Source organism: Pseudomonas sp. USHLN015 (assembly GCF_037153275.1).
GTDB lineage: Bacteria > Pseudomonadota > Gammaproteobacteria > Pseudomonadales > Pseudomonadaceae > Metapseudomonas > Metapseudomonas tohonis.
In genome coordinates, this window is sequence record NZ_JBBCKP010000006.1 from 101,784 (window position 1) to 122,750 (window position 20,967).

19 protein-coding genes and 1 pseudogene are annotated in these 20,967 nt (G+C 66.5%); 6 read left to right on the forward strand and 14 right to left on the reverse strand.

The window, feature by feature from the left end; translation table 11 throughout:
- Nucleotides 1-3: 3 nt before the first annotated feature.
- The 3 genes from WFQ67_RS13615 to xerD form a co-directional block, all read right to left on the reverse strand.
- Nucleotides 4-1,308: a homoserine dehydrogenase gene (locus tag WFQ67_RS13615; protein WP_173172979.1), complete on the reverse strand. Its 1,305-nt coding sequence runs from the start codon at nucleotides 1,306-1,308 to the stop codon at nucleotides 4-6.
- Nucleotides 1,309-1,430: 122 nt separating this feature from the next.
- Nucleotides 1,431-2,159, reverse strand: a complete 729-nt coding sequence (locus tag WFQ67_RS13620; protein WP_111263577.1) for a thioredoxin fold domain-containing protein — start codon at nucleotides 2,157-2,159, stop codon at nucleotides 1,431-1,433.
- Between the two features lie 142 nt (nucleotides 2,160-2,301).
- Complete coding sequence (gene xerD / locus WFQ67_RS13625) at nucleotides 2,302-3,198, reverse strand: site-specific tyrosine recombinase XerD (RefSeq protein ID WP_173172977.1); 897 nt, start codon at nucleotides 3,196-3,198, stop codon at nucleotides 2,302-2,304.
- A 76-nt stretch (nucleotides 3,199-3,274) separates the two neighbouring features.
- Between xerD and WFQ67_RS13630 the strand changes: the two genes are divergently transcribed.
- Together WFQ67_RS13630 and WFQ67_RS13635 are read left to right on the forward strand one after the other, a co-directional pair.
- Entirely contained in the window at nucleotides 3,275-5,107 is a 1,833-nt protein-coding gene (locus tag WFQ67_RS13630) for a cation:proton antiporter (protein ID WP_213626091.1), read from the forward strand.
- 104 nt (nucleotides 5,108-5,211) lie between these two features.
- Complete coding sequence (locus WFQ67_RS13635; RefSeq protein WP_213626092.1) at nucleotides 5,212-5,886, forward strand: hypothetical protein; 675 nt, start codon at nucleotides 5,212-5,214, stop codon at nucleotides 5,884-5,886.
- A 40-nt stretch (nucleotides 5,887-5,926) separates the two neighbouring features.
- Here WFQ67_RS13635 and WFQ67_RS13640 read toward each other — a convergent pair whose 3' ends face one another.
- Nucleotides 5,927-6,358, reverse strand: coding sequence for an acyl-CoA thioesterase (locus tag WFQ67_RS13640; protein WP_173172971.1), 432 nt, complete (start codon nucleotides 6,356-6,358; stop codon nucleotides 5,927-5,929).
- Between the two features lie 458 nt (nucleotides 6,359-6,816).
- Between WFQ67_RS13640 and WFQ67_RS13645 the strand changes: the two genes are divergently transcribed.
- On the forward strand, nucleotides 6,817-10,446 hold the full coding sequence (locus WFQ67_RS13645; RefSeq protein ID WP_337057190.1) for a transporter substrate-binding domain-containing protein: 3,630 nt from the start codon (nucleotides 6,817-6,819) through the stop codon (nucleotides 10,444-10,446).
- A gap of 161 nt (nucleotides 10,447-10,607) precedes the next feature.
- Here WFQ67_RS13645 and rplS read toward each other — a convergent pair whose 3' ends face one another.
- From rplS to ffh, 5 genes are all read right to left on the reverse strand, one after another.
- The gene (gene rplS / locus WFQ67_RS13650) at nucleotides 10,608-10,958 is read right to left on the reverse strand and encodes a 50S ribosomal protein L19 (RefSeq protein ID WP_111263571.1); all 351 of its coding nucleotides are present in this window, start codon (nucleotides 10,956-10,958) and stop codon (nucleotides 10,608-10,610) included.
- Nucleotides 10,959-11,000: 42 nt separating this feature from the next.
- On the reverse strand, nucleotides 11,001-11,753 hold the full coding sequence (gene trmD, locus WFQ67_RS13655) for a tRNA (guanosine(37)-N1)-methyltransferase TrmD (protein WP_213626095.1): 753 nt from the start codon (nucleotides 11,751-11,753) through the stop codon (nucleotides 11,001-11,003).
- Nucleotides 11,754-11,763: 10 nt separating this feature from the next.
- Nucleotides 11,764-12,300, reverse strand: coding sequence for a ribosome maturation factor RimM (gene rimM, locus WFQ67_RS13660; protein ID WP_111263570.1), 537 nt, complete (start codon nucleotides 12,298-12,300; stop codon nucleotides 11,764-11,766).
- Nucleotides 12,301-12,308: 8 nt separating this feature from the next.
- Complete coding sequence (rpsP, locus tag WFQ67_RS13665) at nucleotides 12,309-12,560, reverse strand: 30S ribosomal protein S16 (protein WP_021220791.1); 252 nt, start codon at nucleotides 12,558-12,560, stop codon at nucleotides 12,309-12,311.
- A 204-nt stretch (nucleotides 12,561-12,764) separates the two neighbouring features.
- The gene (gene ffh, locus WFQ67_RS13670; protein ID WP_111263568.1) at nucleotides 12,765-14,141 is read right to left on the reverse strand and encodes a signal recognition particle protein; all 1,377 of its coding nucleotides are present in this window, start codon (nucleotides 14,139-14,141) and stop codon (nucleotides 12,765-12,767) included.
- A gap of 157 nt (nucleotides 14,142-14,298) precedes the next feature.
- On the opposite strand from ffh, the gene WFQ67_RS13675 reads away from it, so the two are divergent.
- The 3 genes and pseudogenes from WFQ67_RS13675 (at nucleotide 14,299) to WFQ67_RS13685 (ending at nucleotide 17,504) form a co-directional block, all read left to right on the forward strand.
- Nucleotides 14,299-15,099, forward strand: coding sequence for a cytochrome C assembly family protein (locus WFQ67_RS13675; RefSeq protein ID WP_213626096.1), 801 nt, complete (start codon nucleotides 14,299-14,301; stop codon nucleotides 15,097-15,099).
- A gap of 160 nt (nucleotides 15,100-15,259) precedes the next feature.
- A pseudogene (locus WFQ67_RS13680) lies at nucleotides 15,260-15,922 on the forward strand (transporter associated domain-containing protein); the annotation flags it as partial.
- A gap of 289 nt (nucleotides 15,923-16,211) precedes the next feature.
- On the forward strand, nucleotides 16,212-17,504 hold the full coding sequence (locus tag WFQ67_RS13685; protein ID WP_337057193.1) for an MFS transporter: 1,293 nt from the start codon (nucleotides 16,212-16,214) through the stop codon (nucleotides 17,502-17,504).
- A gap of 4 nt (nucleotides 17,505-17,508) precedes the next feature.
- Here WFQ67_RS13685 and WFQ67_RS13690 read toward each other — a convergent pair whose 3' ends face one another.
- The 5 genes from WFQ67_RS13690 to WFQ67_RS13710 form a co-directional block, all read right to left on the reverse strand.
- On the reverse strand, nucleotides 17,509-18,285 hold the full coding sequence (locus WFQ67_RS13690; protein ID WP_213626099.1) for an SGNH/GDSL hydrolase family protein: 777 nt from the start codon (nucleotides 18,283-18,285) through the stop codon (nucleotides 17,509-17,511).
- Nucleotides 18,282-19,463, reverse strand: coding sequence for a formate-dependent phosphoribosylglycinamide formyltransferase (gene purT / locus WFQ67_RS13695; RefSeq protein ID WP_213626100.1), 1,182 nt, complete (start codon nucleotides 19,461-19,463; stop codon nucleotides 18,282-18,284). The genes WFQ67_RS13690 and purT overlap by 4 nt, the downstream gene beginning before the upstream one ends.
- Before the next feature lie 62 nt (nucleotides 19,464-19,525).
- Nucleotides 19,526-19,726: a DUF1289 domain-containing protein gene (locus WFQ67_RS13700; RefSeq protein WP_213626101.1), complete on the reverse strand. Its 201-nt coding sequence runs from the start codon at nucleotides 19,724-19,726 to the stop codon at nucleotides 19,526-19,528.
- Entirely contained in the window at nucleotides 19,726-20,250 is a 525-nt protein-coding gene (locus tag WFQ67_RS13705) for a gamma carbonic anhydrase family protein (RefSeq protein ID WP_173172946.1), read from the reverse strand. Before WFQ67_RS13705 ends, WFQ67_RS13700 begins: the two co-directional genes overlap by 1 nt.
- A 22-nt stretch (nucleotides 20,251-20,272) precedes the next feature.
- Entirely contained in the window at nucleotides 20,273-20,875 is a 603-nt protein-coding gene (locus WFQ67_RS13710; protein WP_173172944.1) for a CoA pyrophosphatase, read from the reverse strand.
- Nucleotides 20,876-20,967 lie beyond the last annotated feature (92 nt).

A 20,967-nucleotide genomic window follows, 5' to 3' on the forward strand; every position in this document is an offset into this window, starting at 1 on the left:
AAATTAATTGAGCTGTTCGACGCGGATGCGGACTACGCTGCCGGCCACGTCGTCGAGGGCTTCCAGTGCGGCGATGGCGTCGTTAACGCGCGCTTCGACGACCCGGTGGGTAACCAGGATCATCGGCACCAGTCCGTCCTGCTCTTCGACTTCCTTCTGCATGATGGATTCGATGTTGATGCCGCGCTCGGACAGGATGGTGGCCACCTGGGCCAGTACGCCCGGGTGGTCCTTGGCCTGGATGCGCAGGTAGTAGGCGCTCTCGCAGGCGTCGATCGGGAGGATCGGGTGGTCGGACAGCGAATCCGGCTGGAAGGCCAGGTGCGGTACGTGGTTCTCCGGGTCGGCGGTCAGCGCGCGGACCACGTCGACCACGTCGGCGACCACGGCGGAGGCGGTGGGCTCCATGCCGGCGCCGGGGCCGTAGTAGAGGGTGCTGCCGGCGGCGTCGCCGTTGACCATGACGGCGTTCATCACGCCGTTGACGTTGGCGATGAGGCGGTCGGCCGGGATCAGGGTCGGGTGCACGCGCAGCTCGATGCCCTTGTCGGTACGACGGGCCACGCCCAGGTGCTTGATGCGGTAGCCCAGGGCCTCGGCGTAGTTGACGTCGGCGCTGGTGAGCCTGGAGATGCCTTCGGTGTAGGCCTTGTCGAACTGCAGCGGGATGCCGAAGGCGATGGAGGCGAGGATGGTCAGCTTGTGGGCGGCATCGATGCCTTCGACGTCGAAGGTCGGGTCGGCTTCGGCGTAGCCCAGCGCTTGCGCTTCCTTGAGCACGTCGTCGAAGGCACGGCCCTTCTCGCGCATCTCGGTGAGGATGAAGTTGCCGGTGCCGTTGATGATGCCGGCCAGCCAGTTGATGCGGTTGGCGGACAGGCCCTCGCGGATCGCCTTGATCACCGGGATGCCACCGGCGACAGCGGCCTCGAAGGCGACGATGACGCCCTTCTCACGGGCCTTGGCGAAGATCTCGTTGCCGTGCACGGCGATCAGCGCCTTGTTGGCGGTGACCACGTGCTTGCCGTTGTCGATGGCCTTGAGCACCAGGTCGCGGGCCAGGGTGTAGCCACCGATCAGTTCGATGACGATGTCGATTTCCGGGTTGTCGACCAGCTCGAAGATGTCTGCGGTGATGGGGGTGGTACCGGTTTCACACTTCGGATTGGGGCGACGGGCGGCAATCTGGGCAACCTCGATTCCGCGCCCGGCACGGCGGGCGATCTCCTCGGCGTTGCGTTTGAGTACGTTGAAGGTGCCGCCACCGACGGTCCCCAGGCCACAGATGCCTACTTTTACCGGCTTCACGCTGAACTCCCCATCTTCACTGCGAAAAACGGCCGGGCATGGTCCCGGCCGTGGAAAAGAGCCGCACTTTACGAAGCGGCTGATTTTTGGTCAATCGATGTGATGCGCGCCGGGAGCCCGAGTTACTTGGCTTCCAGGGCGATCTTGGCCAGCTGCGGAGCCGGTTGGTAGCCCGGGATCATCTGGCCGTTGCCGAGGACGATGGCCGGCGTGCCGTTGACGCCGATCATCTGGCCCAGCTCGAACTGCTTGGCCACCGGGTTGTTGCAGGTGGCGGCAGGGAGTTCCTCGCGGGACTTGGCCTTGTTCATCGCGGCCTGGCGGTCCTTGCTGCACCAGACGCTGACCAGGCTGTTGTAGCCGTGGCTGCCGATGCCCTGGCGCGGGAAGGCGACGTAGCGCACCTCGATGCCGCGGCGGTTGAGCTCGGGCACTTCGCTGTGCAGTTTCTGGCAGTAGCCGCAATCGGTGTCGGTGAACACGGTGATGTGCGCCTTGGCCGGCTCCTTGGGCGCGAAGACCACCATCTCGCTCTCGGGGATGGCGTTGATCTCCTTGGCGATGGAGCGGCTTTCGGACTGCTCGGTGAGGTTCACCGGCTTGCCGTCCTTCACATGATAGAGGTAGCCCTGCATCAGGTACTGGCCGTCGGCGCTGGTGTAGAGCATGCGACCGCCCTTGAGTTGCACCTGGTAGATGCCGCTCATGGGGCTTTCACCGATGGATTCGATGGGCAGGCCCAGCTCGAGGCCGTCGAGGGTCTTGCGGATGGCCTGGTCCGGATCGTCGGCAAGGCTGAAGGTGCTGACCAGGCCAAGGGCCATGGCTGCGAAAAGTCGGGTCACGCGCATGGTTACTCCTGTGGAGCGGCGACATTCGGGCGGATGCCGAAGATTATCACAGAAGCCCCGCGGCACCGCGCCAGAGAGCCGAACGGAGGTACGGCGGGGATGTCCGGTGCGCGCAGGGGGCCAATCGGGCGGGACGCGCGGCTCAGCCACGAGGATGGTGCTGGGCGTGCAGGTCCTTGAGCCGCGCCTGGGCGATGTGGGTGTAGATCTGCGTGGTGGACAGGTCGGTGTGCCCCAGCAGCATCTGCACCACGCGCAGGTCGGCGCCGTGGTTGAGCAGGTGGGTGGCGAAGGCGTGGCGCAGGGTGTGGGGCGACAGCGACTTGGCGATACCGGCGACCTTGGCCTGGTGCTTGATGCGGTACCAGAAGGTCTGCCGGGTCATCTGCTCGCCACGCTGGCTGGGGAAGAGCACGTCGCTGGGCTTGCCGTCGAGCAGGAAGGGCCGCGACTCGCGGACGTAGCGCTCGATCCAGGCGATGGCTTCCTCGCCCAGCGGGACCAGGCGTTCCTTGCTGCCCTTGCCGAAGACCTTGACCACGCCCTGGCGCAGGTTGACCTGCTCCAGGGTCAGCCCCACCAGCTCGCTGACCCGCAGGCCGCAGGCATAGAGGACCTCGAGCATGGCGCGATCGCGCAGGCCGATGGGGTCGTCCAGCTCCGGGGCATCCAGCAGCGCTTCGACGTCGGCCTCGGACAGCGACTTGGGCAGCGGCCGCCCGAGCAGCGGCAGGTCCACCTGCAGGGTTGGGTCCTCGGCTATCAGGCCCTCGGCCAGGAGAAAACGATAGAAGCCACGCGCACCGGAGAGGAAGCGTGCGGTGGAGCGCGCCTTGTAGCCCTGTTCGAGGCGCCAGGCCAGGTGGTCGAGGATCAGGTCGCGACCGGCGTGCTGCAGGCTGGCTCCGCGCTCCACCGCCCAGGCGTTGAAGTGCGCCAGGTCGCTGCGGTAGGCGGAACGGGTATGGGGCGAGAGGCCTTTTTCCAGCCACAGGGCGTCGAGGAAACGGTCGATCAGGGGGTGGTCGAGGGCAGGCATGGCGGAACGCTGACGGGATGAACGGCGTCTAGTCTTCCACAAGCGTCCCGCCCTTCACCAGCGACAAGGAGTCCTGATGGACGAAACCGCAATCCTCCTCGCCCTCGGCGGCATCGGCCTGGCCGCCCTCGGCAGCCAGTGGCTGGCCTGGCGCCTGCGCCTGCCGGCCATTCTCTTCCTGCTGCTTTCGGGCATTCTCGCCGGGCCGGTGCTGGGGGTGCTGGACCCGCAGGCGCTGTTCGGCCCGCTGCTGTTCCCCCTCACCTCCCTGGCAGTGGCGCTGATCCTCTTCGAAGGCAGCCTGACGCTGCACCTCTCCGAGTGGAAGGAAATCGGCACCGTGGTGCGCCGCATGGTCACCCTGGGCGCGCTGGTGACCTGGGCGGTGATCGCGCTGGCAACGCACCTGCTGCTGGGCTTCGCCTGGGACCTGGCGCTGCTGTTCGGCTCGCTGACGCTGGTCACCGGGCCGACGGTGATCGTGCCGATGCTTCGCGTGGTGCGCCCGCGCAGCTCCATCGCCAACATCCTGCGCTGGGAAGGCATCGTCATCGACCCCATCGGCGCGCTGCTGGCGGTGGTGGTGTTCAGCTTCATCGTCAGCCGCGACCAGGGCGGCTGGAGCCAGAGCCTGGCGACCTTCGCCAGCGTGATCGCCTGCGGCTGCCTGCTCGGTGCATTCGGCGGCTGGGCCTTCGGTACGGTGCTGCGGCGCCACTGGCTGCCCGAGTACCTGCAGAACCTCGCGGCCCTGGCCGCAGTGCTGGGCGTGTTCATCGGCGCCAACCTGCTGGTGCACGAATCCGGCCTGCTGGCGGTGACGGTGATGGGCATGGGCCTGGCCAACATGCGCGGAGTGGATATCAAGCCGATCCTGCACTTCAAGGAGAACCTCAGCGTGCTGCTGATCTCCGGGCTGTTCATCCTCCTCGCCGCGCGCCTCGACCTGGCGGCGCTGATCGCCCTGGGGCCGGCGACGCTGGTGCTGCTGGCGGTGATCCAGTTCATCGCGCGGCCGCTGAACGTGGCGCTCTGCACCCTCGGCTCGCCCCTGGGCTGGCGCGAGCGCGCGCTGCTGGCCTGGATCGCGCCGCGGGGAATCGTCGCCGCGGCGGTGTCGGCGATCTTCGCCCTGCGCCTGCAGCAGCACGGCAATGACCAGGCCCACCTGCTGGTGCCGCTGACCTTCCTGGTGATCATCGGCACCGTGGTGCTGCAGAGCGCCACGGCCCGCCCGCTGGCGCGCCTGCTGAAGGTCGCGGAGCCGGCCCCGGCGGGCTTCCTCATCATCGGCGCCAACCCCGTGGCACGGGAGATCGGCAAGGCGCTGCAGCAACTGGGCAGCCGCGTGCTGCTCACCGATTCCAGCTGGGAGAACATCCGCGCCGCACGCATGGACAACCTGCCCACCTATTTCGGCAACCCCACCTCGCAGCACGCCGACGCGCACCTCGACCTGGTCGGGCTTGGCCACCTGCTGGCGCTCTCCCCTTCCAGCGAGATGAACGCCCTGGCCTGCATGCGCTTCCGTCACGACTTCCCCGCCCTGCGCCGCTTCACGCTGCCCAGCGGCGCGGAGAGCCGGCGCACCGACAAGCACCGGGCCAGCGACCAGGTGCGCGGGCGGCCGCTGGGCTCGCCGGCACTGAGCTACCCGCAGTTCGCCAGCAAGCTCAGCCGGGGCGCGGAGATCCGCACGACCACCCTGACCACGAGCTTCGACTGGAACGCCTACCGGGCCCTGAACGGCGACCAGGCGGTGCTGCTGCTGGCCCGTGACCCGCGCGGCTGGGTGCACCTGGCGAGCGCGGAGGCGCCCCTGAAACCGGAGGCCGGCTGGAGCCTGGTGGCGCTGGTCGAGAAAGACGGCCAGGCGGCTGCGAGGCACGGCGAGGAGGCTACGTCCTAGGCACATGGACAGGCGGTCATGTAAGCCTATCCTTTGTTTGGTGACAGCCTCTTCCTACGGGAGGATGATTTCACCTTGCCACCACTCCCCCACCGGTCACACCCATGTCGAATCAGCAGAAATCACGCCTTGGCCAGATCCTGGTCAACAAGGGACTGATCACCAGCCAGCAGTTGGACGCTGCCATCAAACTCCAGCTGACCAGCAACAAGCGTCTCGGCGAGGTGCTGATCGAACAGGGCCTGCTGAGCCGCCGGCAACTCGACCGGGCCTTGAAGAAACAGAGCAATCTGCGCCTCGCCGCGACCCTGGTAGCAGCGCTGATGAGCCCCTTCCAGATGGCCAGCGCCGACATCCAGCAGACACCCAGCGCCATCAGCCAGCAGCACACACCCAAGGGCCTGCGCCCGCTGAGCGACGCCGAGATGAGCGATGTGAGCGCCCAGGGCCTGGATGAGGTGCTGCAGGGTCTGTTCGTGCAGGCCGAAGGCGGTGACGGCATCGCCACGGTGAAGGCCTTGAGCCGCCTGGTGATGCCGGTGCTCGACAGCCTGGAAGCCGAAACCTCGATGAAGGACGTGGTCTACGACACCCGCCACATGCGCTCGACCGTCAACCCCGACGGCTCGATCAACGTGCGCCTGCCCAGCTCCATCGGCGAGCTGCGCTTCGACAATGTGCGGGTCGCCGGCGCACCTCAGGGCCAGAGCTTCGGCAGCCTGACCCTGAGCAACATCGACCTCTCCCAGGCCTCGCTGAAGATCGCCCTGCGGCACTGATGGCCAGGCCCGCGACCCGGCGGGCAGGGCCTGCACCGGGTCAGGCGGCGGCTTCGGCGGCTGATGCCACCTCCGGCAGTACCGGCACCGGGCGCTTCTGGTCGTCGATGGCGACGAAGCTGAACACGCCGGTGATGGCTTTCTCGCGGCCGTTCTCGTACATGCTCTCGACGAACACCTCGACCTCCACCTTGAGGCTGGTGTTGCCCACCTTCACCACGCGCCCGACCAGCTCGACGATGGAGCCGGCGGGAATGGGGTGCTTGAAATCGATGCGATCGGTGGAAACCGTCACCAGCGGCAGGCGGCAGAAGCGCGTCGCGCAGATGAAGGACACCTCGTCCATCCAGGCCAGCGCCGTGCCGCCGAACAGGGTGTTGTGGTGGTTGGTGGTCGGCGGGAACACCGCCTTGGTCACGCGGCTTTCGGACAAGGCTGTGCGCCGGGCGATTTCTTGCTCTCTCGGGGTCATGCCACTACTACCTGAATGAAACCCAATGTGGCTGCCACCCGTGCGGTGTCTGTTGTCGTTGTTGTGCGCGGTCGGACGGGCAGATCGGTTCCCGATGGCCGCAGTTGACGGTCATTTCGTGGGAAAAGCCGTGGGTCGTGCCCCTGCGGCGGCGCGATTATTCCACAGCCCGCTCCACCCCGCAGCCTCACCTCTCGTACTCCGCGCCAGGGCGAAAGGGCCTTTCGCGCCTCGCTCACCGCTCCCTTACCGGAAAGGCAACGCCCCTGGATGCCGGCGACCCCAGAGCCCTGCCCATCGGCCTTCAGAGCATCCCTTGTAGGAACCATGCGCAACCACCTGGGGACATTTCCCAAGCAGCATTTGCGGTGGCTCCAGCGTGAGCGGAATGGGCTATTTTCCGCTGCCACCGCAGTTCGACCCGGCGGTTCCCGCAACCCCGCCAATAAGGAAGCCCCATGCACAGAACGCGACTCGCCCGCACGCTGCCAGGCGTCCTCGTCGGCGTGCTCCTCGCCGGGCTGACAGCGAACCTCCCGGCCGGGGAACAACTCCCCCTCCTCGGCCGCCCCCTGGCCACCGATGCCAAGGCCGAACTGGATCTCGAGGACTGGCGCTGGTTGCGGGACAAGCGCGAGCTGCGCCTGGGCATCGGCAACGACCTGCCGCCGTTCGACATCACCACCAGCGGGCGGGATTTCGAGGGCCTCACCGCCGATGTCGCCGGGGTCATCGCCGACAAGCTCGGCATCGACATCAAGGTATTGCGCTACTCCAGCCGGGAAGAGGCACTGCGGGCCCTGGAAGAGGGCCGTGTCGACCTGCTCAGCGCCTCCAACTCGTTCGAGACGAACAACCGCCAGTTGCTGCTCAGCGACACCTACGCACCCGACCAGCCGGTGCTGGTCAGCCGCGACGACGAGCGCCGGCCGCTGTCACCGGGATTGGTGGGCATGCACCTGGTGATGTCCGCCGACTACCAGCCGGTGGAGCGGATCCGCGCCCACTATCCGCTGGCGCGGGTCAGCACCGCGGTCGACCCCCGCTCCGCCCTGCGCGCGGTGGCCCTGGGCCGCGCCGATCTGTACCTGGGCGACCTGGTGGTGGCGAACTACCTGCTCAACCAGAGCCAGGCCGGCCCCCTGCGACTCGCCGGCTATAGCAAGATGCCCAGCGGCGGGTTCGGCTTCGCCATGCGCAATGACCAGCCGGAACTGCGCAAGGTGGTGAACGCCGCGCTGGCCAGCATCCCGCCGGAACGCCAGAGCGAACTGCTCAAGCGCTGGAGCGGTGGCAACGGCCCGCTGCTGTCGGACGCAAGCCTGGTGTTCACCCAGCAGGAGCAGCGCTGGCTGCTGCAGCATCCGGTGCTGCGCATCGCCACCTTCGGCAACCTGTCGCCCGTGAGCTTCTTCGACAGCGATGGCAACTACCACGGCATCACCGCCGACGTGCTGGACCAGGTGCGCATGCGCACCGGGCTGCGCTTCGAGATCATCCGCACCAGCAGCCAGAAGGAGATGATCGAGAAGCTCAGGTCCGGCGAGGCCGACCTGATAGGCGCACTGAACCCGGCGATCGAGAACGTGCAGGGGCTGGCCTTCACACGTCCCTACATGAACGCGGGACTGGTCATCGTGAGCCGCCGCGACAACGTCGATTCGGCGGAGCTGGAATCGCTGGACGGCAAGCGCATCGCAACGCCCCGCGACCCGCGACTGCACCAATGGCTCCACGAGCACTACCCCCGTGCCGTACCCGTGGAGCTGGACTCGATGCATGAGGCGCTGACGCTAACGGCCGAGGGCAAAGTCGATGCCAGCATCATTCCGGGCACCGTGGCCGAGCATCTGGTGCAGCGCTTCTTCGACGAGCAGCTGTGGATATCCGACGTGGTGCCGCAGTTGCTCGAAGCCACCGCCTTCGCGCTCAGGCGCGGTGACCTGGAGCTGCTGTCGGTACTGGACAAGACGCTGGTCAACATCCCACCGGACGAACTGGGGGTACTGGTCAACCAGCGCTGGCGCTCCACGGTGGAGGTGGCCAGGCCGACCTGGCGCGACTACGAGCGGCTCATCTACCAGGTGGGGGGCGTGGTCGGGCTGCTGCTGAGTGTGTCGCTGGTCTGGAACATCTACCTGCGTCGCCAGATGCAGCTGAGGGCGGCCGCCGAGCATGCGCTGAACGACCAGTTGCAGTTGATGGAGACCCTGATCAACGGGACCCCGCACCCCATCTATGTACGCGATCGCGACAACCGCCTCCTGTTGTGCAACGACAACTACCTGGCAGCACTCTCCATCGACCGCGAAAAGGCGATCGGAGCGCTGCCGCTGGAGGGCATCTTCGACGACGACGGTTGCACCCCGCATCTGCTGGAGGACTACCGTCGCGTGATGGAAAGCGGAGAAAGCCTGCAAGCCGACCGCCGGCTGAAGCATCCAGACGGGCCATTCAGCATCTTTCACTGGATCGAGCCCTTCCGCGACTCCCGGGGCATCATCCGGGGCGTGGTCGCCGGCTGGATCGACATAACCGAACGCCTGCGCCTGGTGGCCGACCTGCAGGAGGCGAAGGAACGTGCCGATGAAGCCAGCCGCGCCAAGAGCACGTTCCTCGCGACCATGAGCCATGAGATTCGCACGCCGATGAACGCGGTGATCGGCATGCTCGAACTGGCCTTGCAGCGCGCCGACCAGGGGCAGTTGGACCGCCCGGCCATCGAGATCGCCCACGACTCGGCCAATGGCCTGCTGGAGCTGATCGGCAACATCCTCGACATCGCCCGCATCGAATCCGGTCGCCTGACACTCAGCCCAGTTCGCTGCAACCTGCGCGAACAGGTGGAGGACGTGGTACGCGTCTTCGACGGCCTGGCTCGGCAGAAGAACCTCTCCCTGGAACTGGAGTTCGACCCGAGGGCTTGCGTCGAGGTACTGCTGGACCCGGTGCGTTTCAAGCAGGTGCTCTCCAACCTGGTGAGCAACGCCATCAAGTTCACCGAGCGCGGCCGGGTAGGCCTGCGGATATCCGGACAGCCCTGCCAGGACAAACGCCTGGAGCTGACCGTGCAGGTTGAGGACAGCGGCCCGGGCATCGAGCCGGATGAGCTTGCTCAGCTGTTCCAGCCCTTCAGCCAGGGGCGCCACCAGGGCACCAATACATTGGGCGGAACCGGACTGGGGCTGGTCATCAGCCGGACACTCTGCGAAATGATGGGCGGCAGCATCGACATGTCCAGCAAGCCCGGCAAAGGCACCTGCGTGACGGTGCAACTGACCCTGCAGGTGCTCACCCCCCTGCCCCGCATCGACATGCCATCGGTTGCACGGATCACCGCTCCCGAGCGACGCCTCGACATCCTGGTGGTGGACGATCACCCGGCCAACCGCGAGTTGCTCAAGCAGCAATTGCTCTTTCTCGGCCACCGGGTCTGCGACGCCCAGGATGGCGCCGGCGGGCTGGAGCTCTGGCAACGGCAGCGCTTCGACCTTGTGATCAGCGATTGCAACATGCCGGTCATGAACGGCTACGACCTGGCCCGCGCGGTGCGCCAGCAGGAACGGCGCGACGCGCTGGCACCCTGCCGCTTCATCGGCTACACCGCCAACGCACAGAACGAGGAACACGAGCGATGCCGCCAGGCGGGCATGGATGCCTGCCTGTTCAAGCCCATCAGCCTGGCTGACCTGGCCGCCCTGCTGGCCGGCATGGAGCCGCAGGCCAAGGTTCCCGAACCCTTGCCCTCTCCCTGCGACCTGCGGGAGTTCGAGTACCTGGCCGGCCGCGACCCGGCGCTGCGCACCCGCCTGCTGGACACGCTGCTGCGCAGCAACCAGAGCGATCTGGCGTTGATGCGGGACTTCATCGACAAGGGCGACAGGCCGGCGATCGCAGAGGTGGCGCACAAGATCAAGGGGGCCGCGAAGATCGTCCAGGCACATCCCCTGATCAGCCATTGCGAGGCACTGGAAGCCTTGTGCGAAAACCACGCGAGCGATGACGCGCTGGCCGCGCAGTTCACCGAGCTGCAATTCGAGCTGGAACGCCTGGAATGCTGCCTGGCGGAAGTCATGGACAACGCTTGAGCCCCGAACCGCAACCCAGGGCAGGCGTGATCGGGCGCAGGCTCGGACGGCACGCCTGGCTGCCCTCGCACAGCAGAGGCTCGACGGGCGAGCCGACTTTCCCGCGCCCAATGAAAAGCCCGCCGCGGTTTCCCGGGGCGGGCTTCTGAGGGAAGCGGTACTTAGACCAGCTTCTCCTTGATGCGAGCTGCCTTGCCGGACAGGTCGCGGAGGTAGTACAGCTTGGCCTTGCGCACGTCACCGCGGCGCTTGACGCTCAGGCTGTCGACCAGCGGGGAGTAGGTCTGGAAGGTACGCTCTACGCCAACGCCGTTGGAGATCTTGCGCACGGTGAAAGCACTGTTCAGGCCGCGGTTGCGCTTGGCGATGACAACACCTTCGAAGGCCTGCAGACGCTGACGGTCGCCTTCCTTCACTTTCACTTGCACGATCACGGTGTCGCCGGGGGCGAAAGCCGGGATCTCTTTGTTCATTTGTTCAGCTTCGAGTTGCTGAATGATCTTGTTGGTCATCGCTGCGCTCCTAAGACAAGCCGCCGGCCTGCCATCGATACGTTAACTATCGTCCCGCTGGCGGATGTATTCCGCCAACAGCTTCTTCTCTTCTCCAGAAAGCGAGCGGCTATCCAGAAGATCGGCACGACGTTCCCAGGTCCGACCAAGGGACTGCTGCAAACGCCAACGCCGGATGTGTTCGTGGTTGCCACTGAGCAACACATCGGGAACACGTTTGTCCGCATACACCTCGGGTCGGGTGTAGTGCGGGCAATCGAGGAGACCGTCCGTGAAGGAGTCTTCCTCTGCGGAGTCCGCATGGCCCAGCGCGCCGGGCAACAACCGCGTCACCGCGTCGATCAGCACCATTGCCGGCAGCTCACCGCCGGACAATACGTAGTCGCCGATCGACCATTCCTCGTCGACGTGCTCTTCGATGAAGCGCTCGTCGATACCTTCGTAGCGACCGGCGATCAGAATCAGGGATTCCGACTGGACCAGTTCGCGCACGGCCTCCTGCTTGAGCTGCCGGCCCTGCGGCGAAAGGTAGATCACCTTCGCCTGCTCCCCTGCCGATGCCTTGGCTGCTGCCAGGGCCCGCTCGAGGGGCTGTATCTTCATCACCATCCCCGGGCCACCGCCGAAGGGCCGGTCGTCCACCGTCTGGTGGCGGTCCTCGGTGAAGGTCCGCGGGTTCCAGCAGGTCAGCTTGAGCAGACCCTGCTTTACCGCTCGGCTGGTGATGCCGTATTCGCTGATGGCGGCGAACATCTCCGGAAAGATGCTGATGACCTCGACCTGCATGCTTTTCATGTCATGCAGCTCAGAAGTCAGCGTCCCAGTCCACCCGCATCTCGCCTGTTTCCAGGTCGATCGCCAGCACGCATTGCTCCGTATAGGGCAACAGGCGCTCACGGTCATCGAGGCTGCCGGTGCAGGGCTTGACCACCATCACATCGTTGGCGCCGGTCTCCAGCAGATGATCGACCTTGCCGAGCAGTTGCCCTTGCTGGTCGATGACCTTGAGACCTTCCAACTGATGCCAGTAGTACTCGTCATCGCTGAGTTCCGGCAGCTCGCTACGGGGCACGCAAATGTCGAAGCCCGCGTAAGTACGAGCGACTTCGCGATCATCGAGACCCTTCAGCTTTGCCACCAGGACCTTGCCATGCAAGCGTCCACTGGCCAATTCGACCTGCTTTACCTCGTTGTCACGCCTGAGCGTCCAACGGCGGTAATCGAGCACGTTATCCAGCGGGTCGGTAAAGGAATACACCTTCACCTCGCCACGTACGCCATGCACCGAGAAAATCTTGCCGAGAACAATAAGATCCTCGGCCTGTGCCGGCGTCGTGCTCATAAAGTTGCTTAGGCAGCAGCCTTGGCAGCTTCCTTCAGCAGCTGAGCAACGCGCTCAGACGGCTGGGCGCCCTGGCTCAGCCAGTAGGTGGCGCGCTCCTGGTTCACGGAGAGCTTCACTTCAGCACCCGAGGCGACCGGGTTGAAGAAGCCGATACGCTCTACGAAGCGACCGTCGCGCGCATTGCGGCTGTTGGTCACGGTCAGGTGGTAGAAGGGGCGCTTCTTGGAGCCGCCACGAGCAAGACGGATGGTTACCATTGAACTTCGTTCCTATAGTCGGTGCTTTTCAAGCTGTGCACACACATGGGCCATGGGCCCGAAAGGCCGCATATTCTAAGGATTATCCGGCCGATTGCAAATCTCTTTTGCGAGCCACCTGTCGGTGGCCGCTGCAAGCCACAGGTTTCAGGCCACCAGGCGCTCATGAGCTGCCCGTCGGCCATCGCCTGGCGCGCCTTTCAATCACATCTTCGGCATGCCGCCGCCGGGGAACATGCCGCCCATGCCGCGCATCATCTTGGCCATGCCGCCCTTGGCGGTGACCTTCTTCATCATCTTCTGCATCTGCTTGTGCTGCTTGATGAGGCGGCCGACATCCTGCACCTGGGTGCCGGAGCCGAGCGCGATGCGGCGCTTGCGCGAGCCACTGATGACTTCCGGGTCGCGGCGCTCGGCGGGGGTCATCGAGTTGATGATGGCCTCCATCTGCTTGAACTGCTTCTCCGCCGCGCCCTGGGCGTTGCCCATCTGCGCCAGGTTGACGCCCCCGAGCATCGGCAGCTTGTCCATGAGGCCGCCCAGGCCGCCCATGTTCTTCATCTGCTGCAGCTGGTCACGGAAGTCCTCGAGGTCGAAGCCCTTGCCCTTCTTGATCTTCTTCGCGAGCTTCTCGGCCTTGTCGCGATCCATGTTCTGCTCGGCCTGCTCGATCAGGCTGAGCACGTCACCCATGCCGAGGATGCGCGAGGCGATGCGGTCCGGATGGAAGGGATCGAGCGCTTCGCTCTTCTCGCCCATGCCGAGGAACTTGATCGGCTTGCCGGTGATAGCGCGCACCGACAGCGCGGCACCGCCACGGGCGTCACCGTCGACCTTGGTCAGCACGACACCGGTCAGCGGCAGCGCCTCGCCGAAGGCCTTGGCGGTGTTGGCGGCGTCCTGGCCGGTCATGGCGTCGACCACGAACAGCGTCTCGACGGGCTTGATCGCGGCATGCAGCGCCTGGATCTCGGCCATCATCTCGCCGTCGATGTGCAGGCGACCGGCGGTGTCCACCAGCACCACGTCGATGAATTTCAGCTTGGCCTCGCGGATCGCCGCCTCGGCGATGTCCACCGGCTTCTGGCTGATGTCGGAGGGGAAGAAGGTCACGCCGATATCGGCGGCCAGGGTTTCCAGCTGTTTGATCGCCGCGGGACGGTAGACGTCGGCCGAGACCACCAGCACGGACTTCTTCTTGCGCTCCTTGAGGAAGCGCGCCAGCTTGCCGACGGTGGTGGTCTTGCCCGCGCCCTGCAGGCCGGCCATGAGCACGACGGCGGGCGGCGCGGCGGCCAGGGACAGGTCCTCGTTGGCCGCGCCCATCAGCTCGATCAGCTCGGCCTGGACGATCTTCACGAAAGCCTGGCCCGGCGTCAGGCTCTTCGACACCTCGGTGCCGACGGCGCGCTCCTTGACCTTGTTGACGAAGTCCTTGACCACCGGCAGGGCGACGTCGGCCTCGAGCAGGGCCATGCGGACTTCGCGCAGGGTGTCCTTGATGTTGTCCTCGGTCAGCTTGGCCTTGCCGGTGACATGGCGCAGCGTCTGTGAGAGGCGGTCTGTAAGATTTTCGAACATGCACGTTCCTTTCAGGTTCGTCCGAACCGAGGGTGAGCTTGCGGCAAGCGGCGGATTATAGCGAAGTGCGGGCTGCGCCGACACCGCCTGCGGTCTTTCGTGAGCGCCCCCATCTGTGCCACACTCAGCGCCTTTCGGGCTTGCCTTACAAGGACTTATGCACCCTCTGCTGCCCAGCCTCCTGGCTGCCTTCCTCTACGCGGGCGCCACCACCTACCAGGGCCTGCGCCTTCGCCAGCGCGCCGCGCCGGACAAACGCCTGCTCGTGTCGCTCGGCGCCCTGGCACTCGTCGCCCACGCGTTCAGCCTATATATCCAGCTGATCACACCGGTGGGCCTGACCCTCGACTTCTTCAACGCCGCCAGCCTGATCGCCGCCGCCGTGATCCTCCTCACACTGCTGGCCATCTCGCGGATACCGGTGGAGAACCTGCTCCTGCTGCTTCTACCACTGGGGCTGCTGACGGTGCTCCTGGCCGCCTTCGCCCCCTCCGGGACGGTGCAGGCGATCGATGAGGAGCCCGGCATCCTGGCGCACATCCTGCTGTCGATCCTGGCCTACGGCATGCTCACCATCGCCGTGTTCCAGTCGCTGCTGCTGCTGCTCCAGGACCACCAGCTCAAGCACAAGCATCCCTCCGGGCTGATCCGCAACTTCCCGGCGCTGCAGACGATGGAGAGCCTGCTGTTCGGCTTCCTCTGGGCCGGCTGGGCCCTGCTGTCGCTGTCGCTGATCTCCGGCTGGCTGTTCGTCGAGAACCTGTTCGCCCAGCACCTGGCCCACAAGACCATCCTGTCGTGCATCGCCTGGGTGGTATTCGCCGTGCTGCTGTGGGGCCGCCACCAGTTGGGCTGGCGCGGACACAAGGCCATCCGCTGGACCCTGGCGGGCTTCTGCCTGCTGATGCTCGCCTACTTCGGCAGCAAGCTGGTCCGCGAATTCATCCTGCACATCTGAGATGCCCATCGACGGATTCACCGCCGGCCTGCTGCTCGGGCTGTTGCTCGCCTGCCTCGCCGGCTCGGTGCTGGCCTGGAGCCTGTCGCGCCGGCGCCGCCAGCCGGTGCAGGTCGACCCCGAAGCAACGCCACGCCTGCCCTCCACGCTGACCGAGGCCCTGCAACGCGTCACCATCGCCGCGATCATGGTCCCGCGCAGCGAGATCCAGGGCGTCGACATCAGCCAGCCGCCGGAGCGCATCCTCGAGCAGTTGCGCACCGCCACCCACACGCGCCTGCCGGTGTACCGCGAGGACATCAATCAGATCGAGGGCATCCTGCATATCCGCCAGGTCGCCCGCCTGCTGCCCCAGGACGGTGTCAGCGCCGAAGACCTGCTGGCGGCCTGCCGCGAGACCTACTTCGTGCCGGAAAGCACCCCGCTGCTCACGCAGCTGGTGAACTTCCAGAAGGAACAACGCCGCGTCGGCATCGTGGTCGACGAATACGGCGACGTGATCGGCCTGGTCAGCCTGGAGGACATCTTCCAGGAGCTGATCGGCGAGTTCGGCAGCCTCGACGACCTCGCGCCCAACCCGGCGATCCACCCCCAGGAGGACGGCCGCTTCGAGCTGGACGGCTCCCTGCACCTGCGCGAGCTCAACCGCGTGCTCGGCTGGCACCTGCCCTGCGAGGGGCCCAAGACCCTCAATGGCCTGATCACCGAAGCCCTGGAGCAGATTCCCGACGCCAGCGTGTGCCTGAAGATCGGCCCCTACCGCCTGGAGATCCTGCAGTCCGGCGAGAACCGCGTGCAGCGCGTGCTGGCCTGGCGCGCCTGAGCCTCCCACGGCCCTGGCCGAGGCCCCTTGCCGTGGTTTTCCAGCGCTTTCTATAATCCGCCCGGGCCCACCCCGCCCATCCGGCCGCCGCGGCTACCCGCCCACGCGCCACCGGCCAGCCAGCCTGGCCGCCTGAGAACCACCTGCCACGGCCCCACAGGCCCGTCCGCAGCCCGCAAGGCCCCTGATCCGGCGACCCGCCGTATCACCCCCTTCCCTCAGCACAACACGACAGCCACGAGATTACGTCGGGCCGTGATGGCCGCGACGACCGACAGGGGACCAACAGATGACCACCGCCACCTTGAGCGACAGCGCAGGCGCGCCAGCGGCCAATTCGCCAGCCCGCGTCGCCACCGCCAGCTTCATCGGCACCGCCATCGAGTTCTACGACTTCTATATCTACGCCACGGCTGCGGCCCTGGTGATCGGCCCGGTGTTCTTCCCGCAGACATCCGGCACCGCACAGATGCTCTCGGCCTTCCTCGCCCGGCCACTGGGTTCGGCGCTGTTCGGCCACTTCGGCGACCGTATCGGGCGCAAGTCGACGCTGGTGGCCTCGCTGCTGCTGATGGGCGCCTCCACCACGCTGATCGGCGTACTGCCGGGCTACGACGCCATCGGTGCCTGGGCACCGATCCTGCTGTGCCTGTTGCGCTTCGGCCAGGGCCTGGGCCTGGGCGGTGAATGGGGCGGCGCAGCCCTGCTGGCCACCGAGAACGCCCCGCCCGGCAAGCGCGCCTGGTTCGGCATGTTCCCGCAACTCGGCCCGTCGATCGGCTTCCTCGCCGCCAATGGCCTGTTCCTCACCCTGGCCCTGAGCCTGAGCGACGAGCAGTTCCGCGCCTGGGGCTGGCGCATCCCCTTCCTGCTCAGCGCCGTATTGGTGCTGGTCGGCCTCTACGTGCGCCTGAAGCTGGCGGAGACGCCCGTCTTCGCCAAGGCCATGGCCCAGCAGGAGCGGGTGAAGATGCCGGTGATCGAAGCCTTCGGCAGCCACTGGCGCCCGATCGTCCTCGGCGCCCTGGCGATGGTGGTGTGCTACGCGCTGTTCTACATCTCCACCGTGTTCTCCCTCAGCCACGGCGTCGCCAGCCTCGGCTACAGCCGCGAAAGCTTCCTCGGCATGCTCTGCTTCGCGGTGCTGTTCATGGCGGCGGCCACCCCGCTCTCGGCCTGGCTGAGCGACCGCTTCGGGCGCAGGCCGGTGCTGATCGTGGGCTGCTCGCTGGCGATCCTCTCCGGCTTCGCCATGCAGCCACTGCTGACCCAGGGCTCGACCTTCTCGGTCACCCTGTTCCTCAGCATCGAACTGTTCCTGATGGGCGTGACCTTCGCCCCGATGGGGGCGCTGCTGCCGGAGCTGTTCCCCACCCACGTGCGCTACACCGGTGCCTCGGCGGCGTACAACCTCGGCGGCATCGTCGGGGCGTCGGTCGCGCCCTTCTTCGCCCAGAAGCTGGTGGCCATGGGCGGGCTCTCCTGGGTCGGCGGCTATGTATCGGCTGCGGCGGCGCTCAGCCTGCTGGCGGTGCTGTGCCTCAAGGAAACCCGCGACGGCGACCTCGGCGCGGTGCGCTGAAACCTCAGGCTCCTGCCGCTTCCTCGAGGAGTCGGCAGTCGGCCCGCCCCACCCTCCCCGCCCGCACGATCCACTCTGCCAGCAAACCGCCCCAGACACGACAGCCCAGCTGCGAGGGGTGGTAGCCGTCCATGGCCAGGAAATCCGCCTGCATGGCGATGGACGCGGCACAATGCTCGGCGTCCAGTTCCTCGGCCAGCGTGCGCACCTGCTCATCGAGCAGCCGCGCGCGCCAGCCCAGCAGGCGACGCAGCAGCCAGGGCAAGGCGCTGAAGTGCTGCAGCGGCGGGACGGCTGCGAACACCACCTGGGTGCCGCGCTCGATGAAGGGTGACGCCAGCCGCCGCAGGGACTCGCGCCAGTCGCGGGTGGAGCTGAAGTGGGTGGTGTCGTTGACGCCGAAGACCAGCAGCAGCAGGTCCACGGGCTCGTTCCGCACCTGCGGCAGCAGGCGCTCGCAGGCCTCGCCCGCAGTAATGCCGTTCTCGCCACAGGCACGCCAGGCGACGGGGCGCTGCAACTGCTGTGAAAGAGCGGTCGCCAGTTGCCCCGGCAATGCCAGTTGCAGGCAGGAGACACCGACACCAGCAACCGTGGATTCGCCGATCAGCAAAACGCGCAGGGGCTCGCCCGGATAGTCCGCGCCCGCCAGCCCGTGGTCAGGACCGGCGGCGGGAGACAGGCGCAGGGCGGTGCGCCTGGTATACAGGGCCTGGGGCAGTACCAGGGGCATCAGCGCCAGCGCCGATGCCCACCAGAGCAACCCGGCCCCTCGGCTCACAGCTTGACGTCGACGGCCTGGGCCGCGCGGGTCGCCTTGGCGCGGGCCAGGTCGGTGGACTCGTCTCGGGCCAGGGCCACGCCGAGGCGGCGCTGACCATCCACCGCCGGTTTGCCGAACAGGCGCAGAGCGGTGTCAGGCTCGGCGAGGGCGGCCGAGAGGTTGCCGAAGCTCATCTCGGTGGACTTGCCTTCCACCAGGATCACCGCCGAGGCGGACGGGCCCGACTGGCGGATCACCGGGATCGGCAGGCCGAGGATGGCACGGGCGTGCAGGGCGAACTCGGAGAGTTCCTGGGAGATCAGGGTGACCAGGCCGGTGTCGTGCGGGCGCGGCGACACTTCGCTGAACCATACCTGGTCCCCCTTGATGAACAGCTCCACGCCGAACAGCCCGCGACCACCGAGTGCCTCGGTCACGGCCTTGGCCACGCGCTCGGACTCGGCCAGGGCCTTGGGGCTCATCGCCTGGGGCTGCCAGGACTCGTGGTAGTCGCCCTTCACCTGGCGGTGGCCGATGGGTGCGCAGAAGGTGGTACCCCCGACGTGGCGCACGGTGAGCAGGGTGATTTCGTATTCGAAGTCGATGAAGCCCTCGACTATCACGCGGCCCTTGCCGGCACGGCCGCCTTCCTGGGCGTAGTCCCAGGCGTACTGCAGGTCGTCGTCGCTCTTGAGCACCGACTGGCCCTTGCCGGAGGAACTCATGATCGGCTTGACCACGCAGGGGTAGCCGACGCTGGCGACGGCGGCGCGGTAGTCCTCGAAGGTGTCGGCGAAGTGGTAGGGCGAGGTCGGCAGGCCCAGTTCCTCGGCCGCCAGGCGGCGGATGCCCTCGCGGTTCATGGTCAGCTGCGCGGCGCGGGCGGTGGGGATCACGGTGTAGCCTTCGGCCTCCAGCTCCACCAGGGTCGCGGTGGCGATGGCCTCGATCTCCGGCACGATGTAGTGCGGCTTCTCCAGCTCGATGACCCGGCGCAGGGCCTCGCCGTCGAGCATGCTGATGACGTGGCTGCGATGGGCGACCTGCATGGCCGGCGCGTTCTCGTAGCGATCGACGGCGATCACCTCGACGCCCAGGCGCTGCAGCTCGATCACCACTTCCTTGCCCAGCTCGCCAGAGCCGCAAAGCAGTACACGGGTCGCGCTCGGCGACAGCGGGGTTCCAATACGGGGCATCGGTGTTTCCTCGAAAGATGAAAGGTATTCACGCGGCCGGCGACCGAGGGCCGACGGCTTCTTCAATGGGGCTGGATCAGGAACTGGCCACCGGCCCGCGCGCGCTCCATGCAGCGCACCAGCACCTCGCGGCGCTCGGTGTTGTCCATGCGGCCCCAGCGGGTGATCTCCTCGACGCTGCGTTGGCAGCCGGTGCAGATGTCGTCATCGTCCAGCGCGCAGACATGCACGCAGGGCGAGGCGACGGGGCGTTCGCGTTCCATCAGTCTTCCTGTTCGACCAGTTCCCGTGCATAACGCTGGGCGTTGTGCACGTAGTGAGCGGCGCTGCCCTCGAGCATCTTCTTCTGCTGCTCGGTCAGCTCGCGGACTATTTTACCGGGCGAGCCCATCACCAGCGAGCCGTCTGGGATTTCCTTGCCCTCGGGGATCAGGGCGTTGGCGCCGATGATGCAGTACTTGCCGATCCTGGCACCGTTGAGGATCACCGCGTTGATGCCGATGAGGCTGTAGTCGCCGACGGTGCAGCCGTGGAGCATGGCGTTGTGGCCGATGGTGACGCCTTTGCCGATGTTCAGCGGGAAGCCCATGTCGGTGTGCATGACGGTGCCGTCCTGCACGTTGCTGTTCTCGCCGATATGGATGAGTTCGTTATCACCACGCAGCACGGCGCCGAACCAGACACTGGCTCCGGCATCCAGGCGGACCTTGCCGATCACCGCTGCGTCGGGGGCGATCCAGCTCTCGGGATGGGTTTCGACACGGGCATTGCCCAGGCGGTATTTCATCAGGCGCTCCTCGAAACGGGGCTCAGTTGAGTTTGACGAAGGTAGCCGGCGGCTCGCGCATCTCGATGCCGGCATCGAAGACCAGGTTGACCAGCTCCACCACCATGATCGCGGTGAGGCCCCAGATCTTGTACTGGCCGAACTGGTAGCTGGGCACGTACCAGCTCTGGCCGAGGTAGTCGATGCGGTGGGTCATCTCGCGCGGGTCGCTGCGGAAGAACTCCAGGGGCACGCTGAAGACCGAGTCGATCTCGCCGTCGTTGGCCTTGTACTCCACGTAGTCGGGCACGAAGCCGACGTAGGGCGTGACCTGGATGCCATGGCGCGAGACCAGGGTACTGAGCGGGCCGATGACCTCGACCAGGCCGGGCGGCAGGCCGATCTCCTCCTCCGCCTCGCGCAGGGCGGTGTGGATCAGGTCGCGGTCCTCGGGGTCGCGACGGCCACCTGGGAAGGCCACCTCGCCACCGTGGGTGGACAGGCCGCTGGCGCGCAGGGTGAGCACCAGCTCGGGTTCGGCGCTGCGGGTGATGGGCACCAGCACCGCCGCCTCGGGGAAGGAGCGGTCGGTCACCAGCGTCTTCGGGGAATAGCTCCGCACGCGGCGGTGCAGGTCATCCAACATGGATATTCTCGGCTTTTATTCTGCCGGGCATCATGGCACGAACCCGCAGGCCACCCAACCCCCGAGCCGACGTTCGCAGCCCCCGTCCCGCT

Bases quoted from the DNA above. Each gene is read 5' to 3' on its own strand.
- WFQ67_RS13620 (WP_111263577.1), bottom strand. From the start codon at position 2,159: ATGCGCGTGACCCGACTTTTCGCAGCCATGGCCCTTGGCCTGGTCAGC.
- xerD (WP_173172977.1), bottom strand. From the start codon at position 3,198: ATGCCTGCCCTCGACCACCCCCTGATCGACCGTTTCCTCGACGCCCTG.
- WFQ67_RS13630 (WP_213626091.1), top strand. From the start codon at position 3,275: ATGGACGAAACCGCAATCCTCCTCGCCCTCGGCGGCATCGGCCTGGCC.
- WFQ67_RS13635 (WP_213626092.1), top strand. From the start codon at position 5,212: ATGTCGAATCAGCAGAAATCACGCCTTGGCCAGATCCTGGTCAACAAG.
- WFQ67_RS13640 (WP_173172971.1), bottom strand. From the start codon at position 6,358: ATGACCCCGAGAGAGCAAGAAATCGCCCGGCGCACAGCCTTGTCCGAA.
- WFQ67_RS13645 (WP_337057190.1), top strand. From the start codon at position 6,817: ATGCACAGAACGCGACTCGCCCGCACGCTGCCAGGCGTCCTCGTCGGC.
- rplS (WP_111263571.1), bottom strand. From the start codon at position 10,958: ATGACCAACAAGATCATTCAGCAACTCGAAGCTGAACAAATGAACAAA.
- trmD (WP_213626095.1), bottom strand. From the start codon at position 11,753: ATGAAAAGCATGCAGGTCGAGGTCATCAGCATCTTTCCGGAGATGTTC.
- rimM (WP_111263570.1), bottom strand. From the start codon at position 12,300: ATGAGCACGACGCCGGCACAGGCCGAGGATCTTATTGTTCTCGGCAAG.
- rpsP (WP_021220791.1), bottom strand. From the start codon at position 12,560: ATGGTAACCATCCGTCTTGCTCGTGGCGGCTCCAAGAAGCGCCCCTTC.
- ffh (WP_111263568.1), bottom strand. From the start codon at position 14,141: ATGTTCGAAAATCTTACAGACCGCCTCTCACAGACGCTGCGCCATGTC.
- WFQ67_RS13675 (WP_213626096.1), top strand. From the start codon at position 14,299: ATGCACCCTCTGCTGCCCAGCCTCCTGGCTGCCTTCCTCTACGCGGGC.
- WFQ67_RS13685 (WP_337057193.1), top strand. From the start codon at position 16,212: ATGACCACCGCCACCTTGAGCGACAGCGCAGGCGCGCCAGCGGCCAAT.
- purT (WP_213626100.1), bottom strand. From the start codon at position 19,463: ATGCCCCGTATTGGAACCCCGCTGTCGCCGAGCGCGACCCGTGTACTG.
- WFQ67_RS13700 (WP_213626101.1), bottom strand. From the start codon at position 19,726: ATGGAACGCGAACGCCCCGTCGCCTCGCCCTGCGTGCATGTCTGCGCG.
- WFQ67_RS13705 (WP_173172946.1), bottom strand. From the start codon at position 20,250: ATGAAATACCGCCTGGGCAATGCCCGTGTCGAAACCCATCCCGAGAGC.
- WFQ67_RS13710 (WP_173172944.1), bottom strand. From the start codon at position 20,875: ATGTTGGATGACCTGCACCGCCGCGTGCGGAGCTATTCCCCGAAGACG.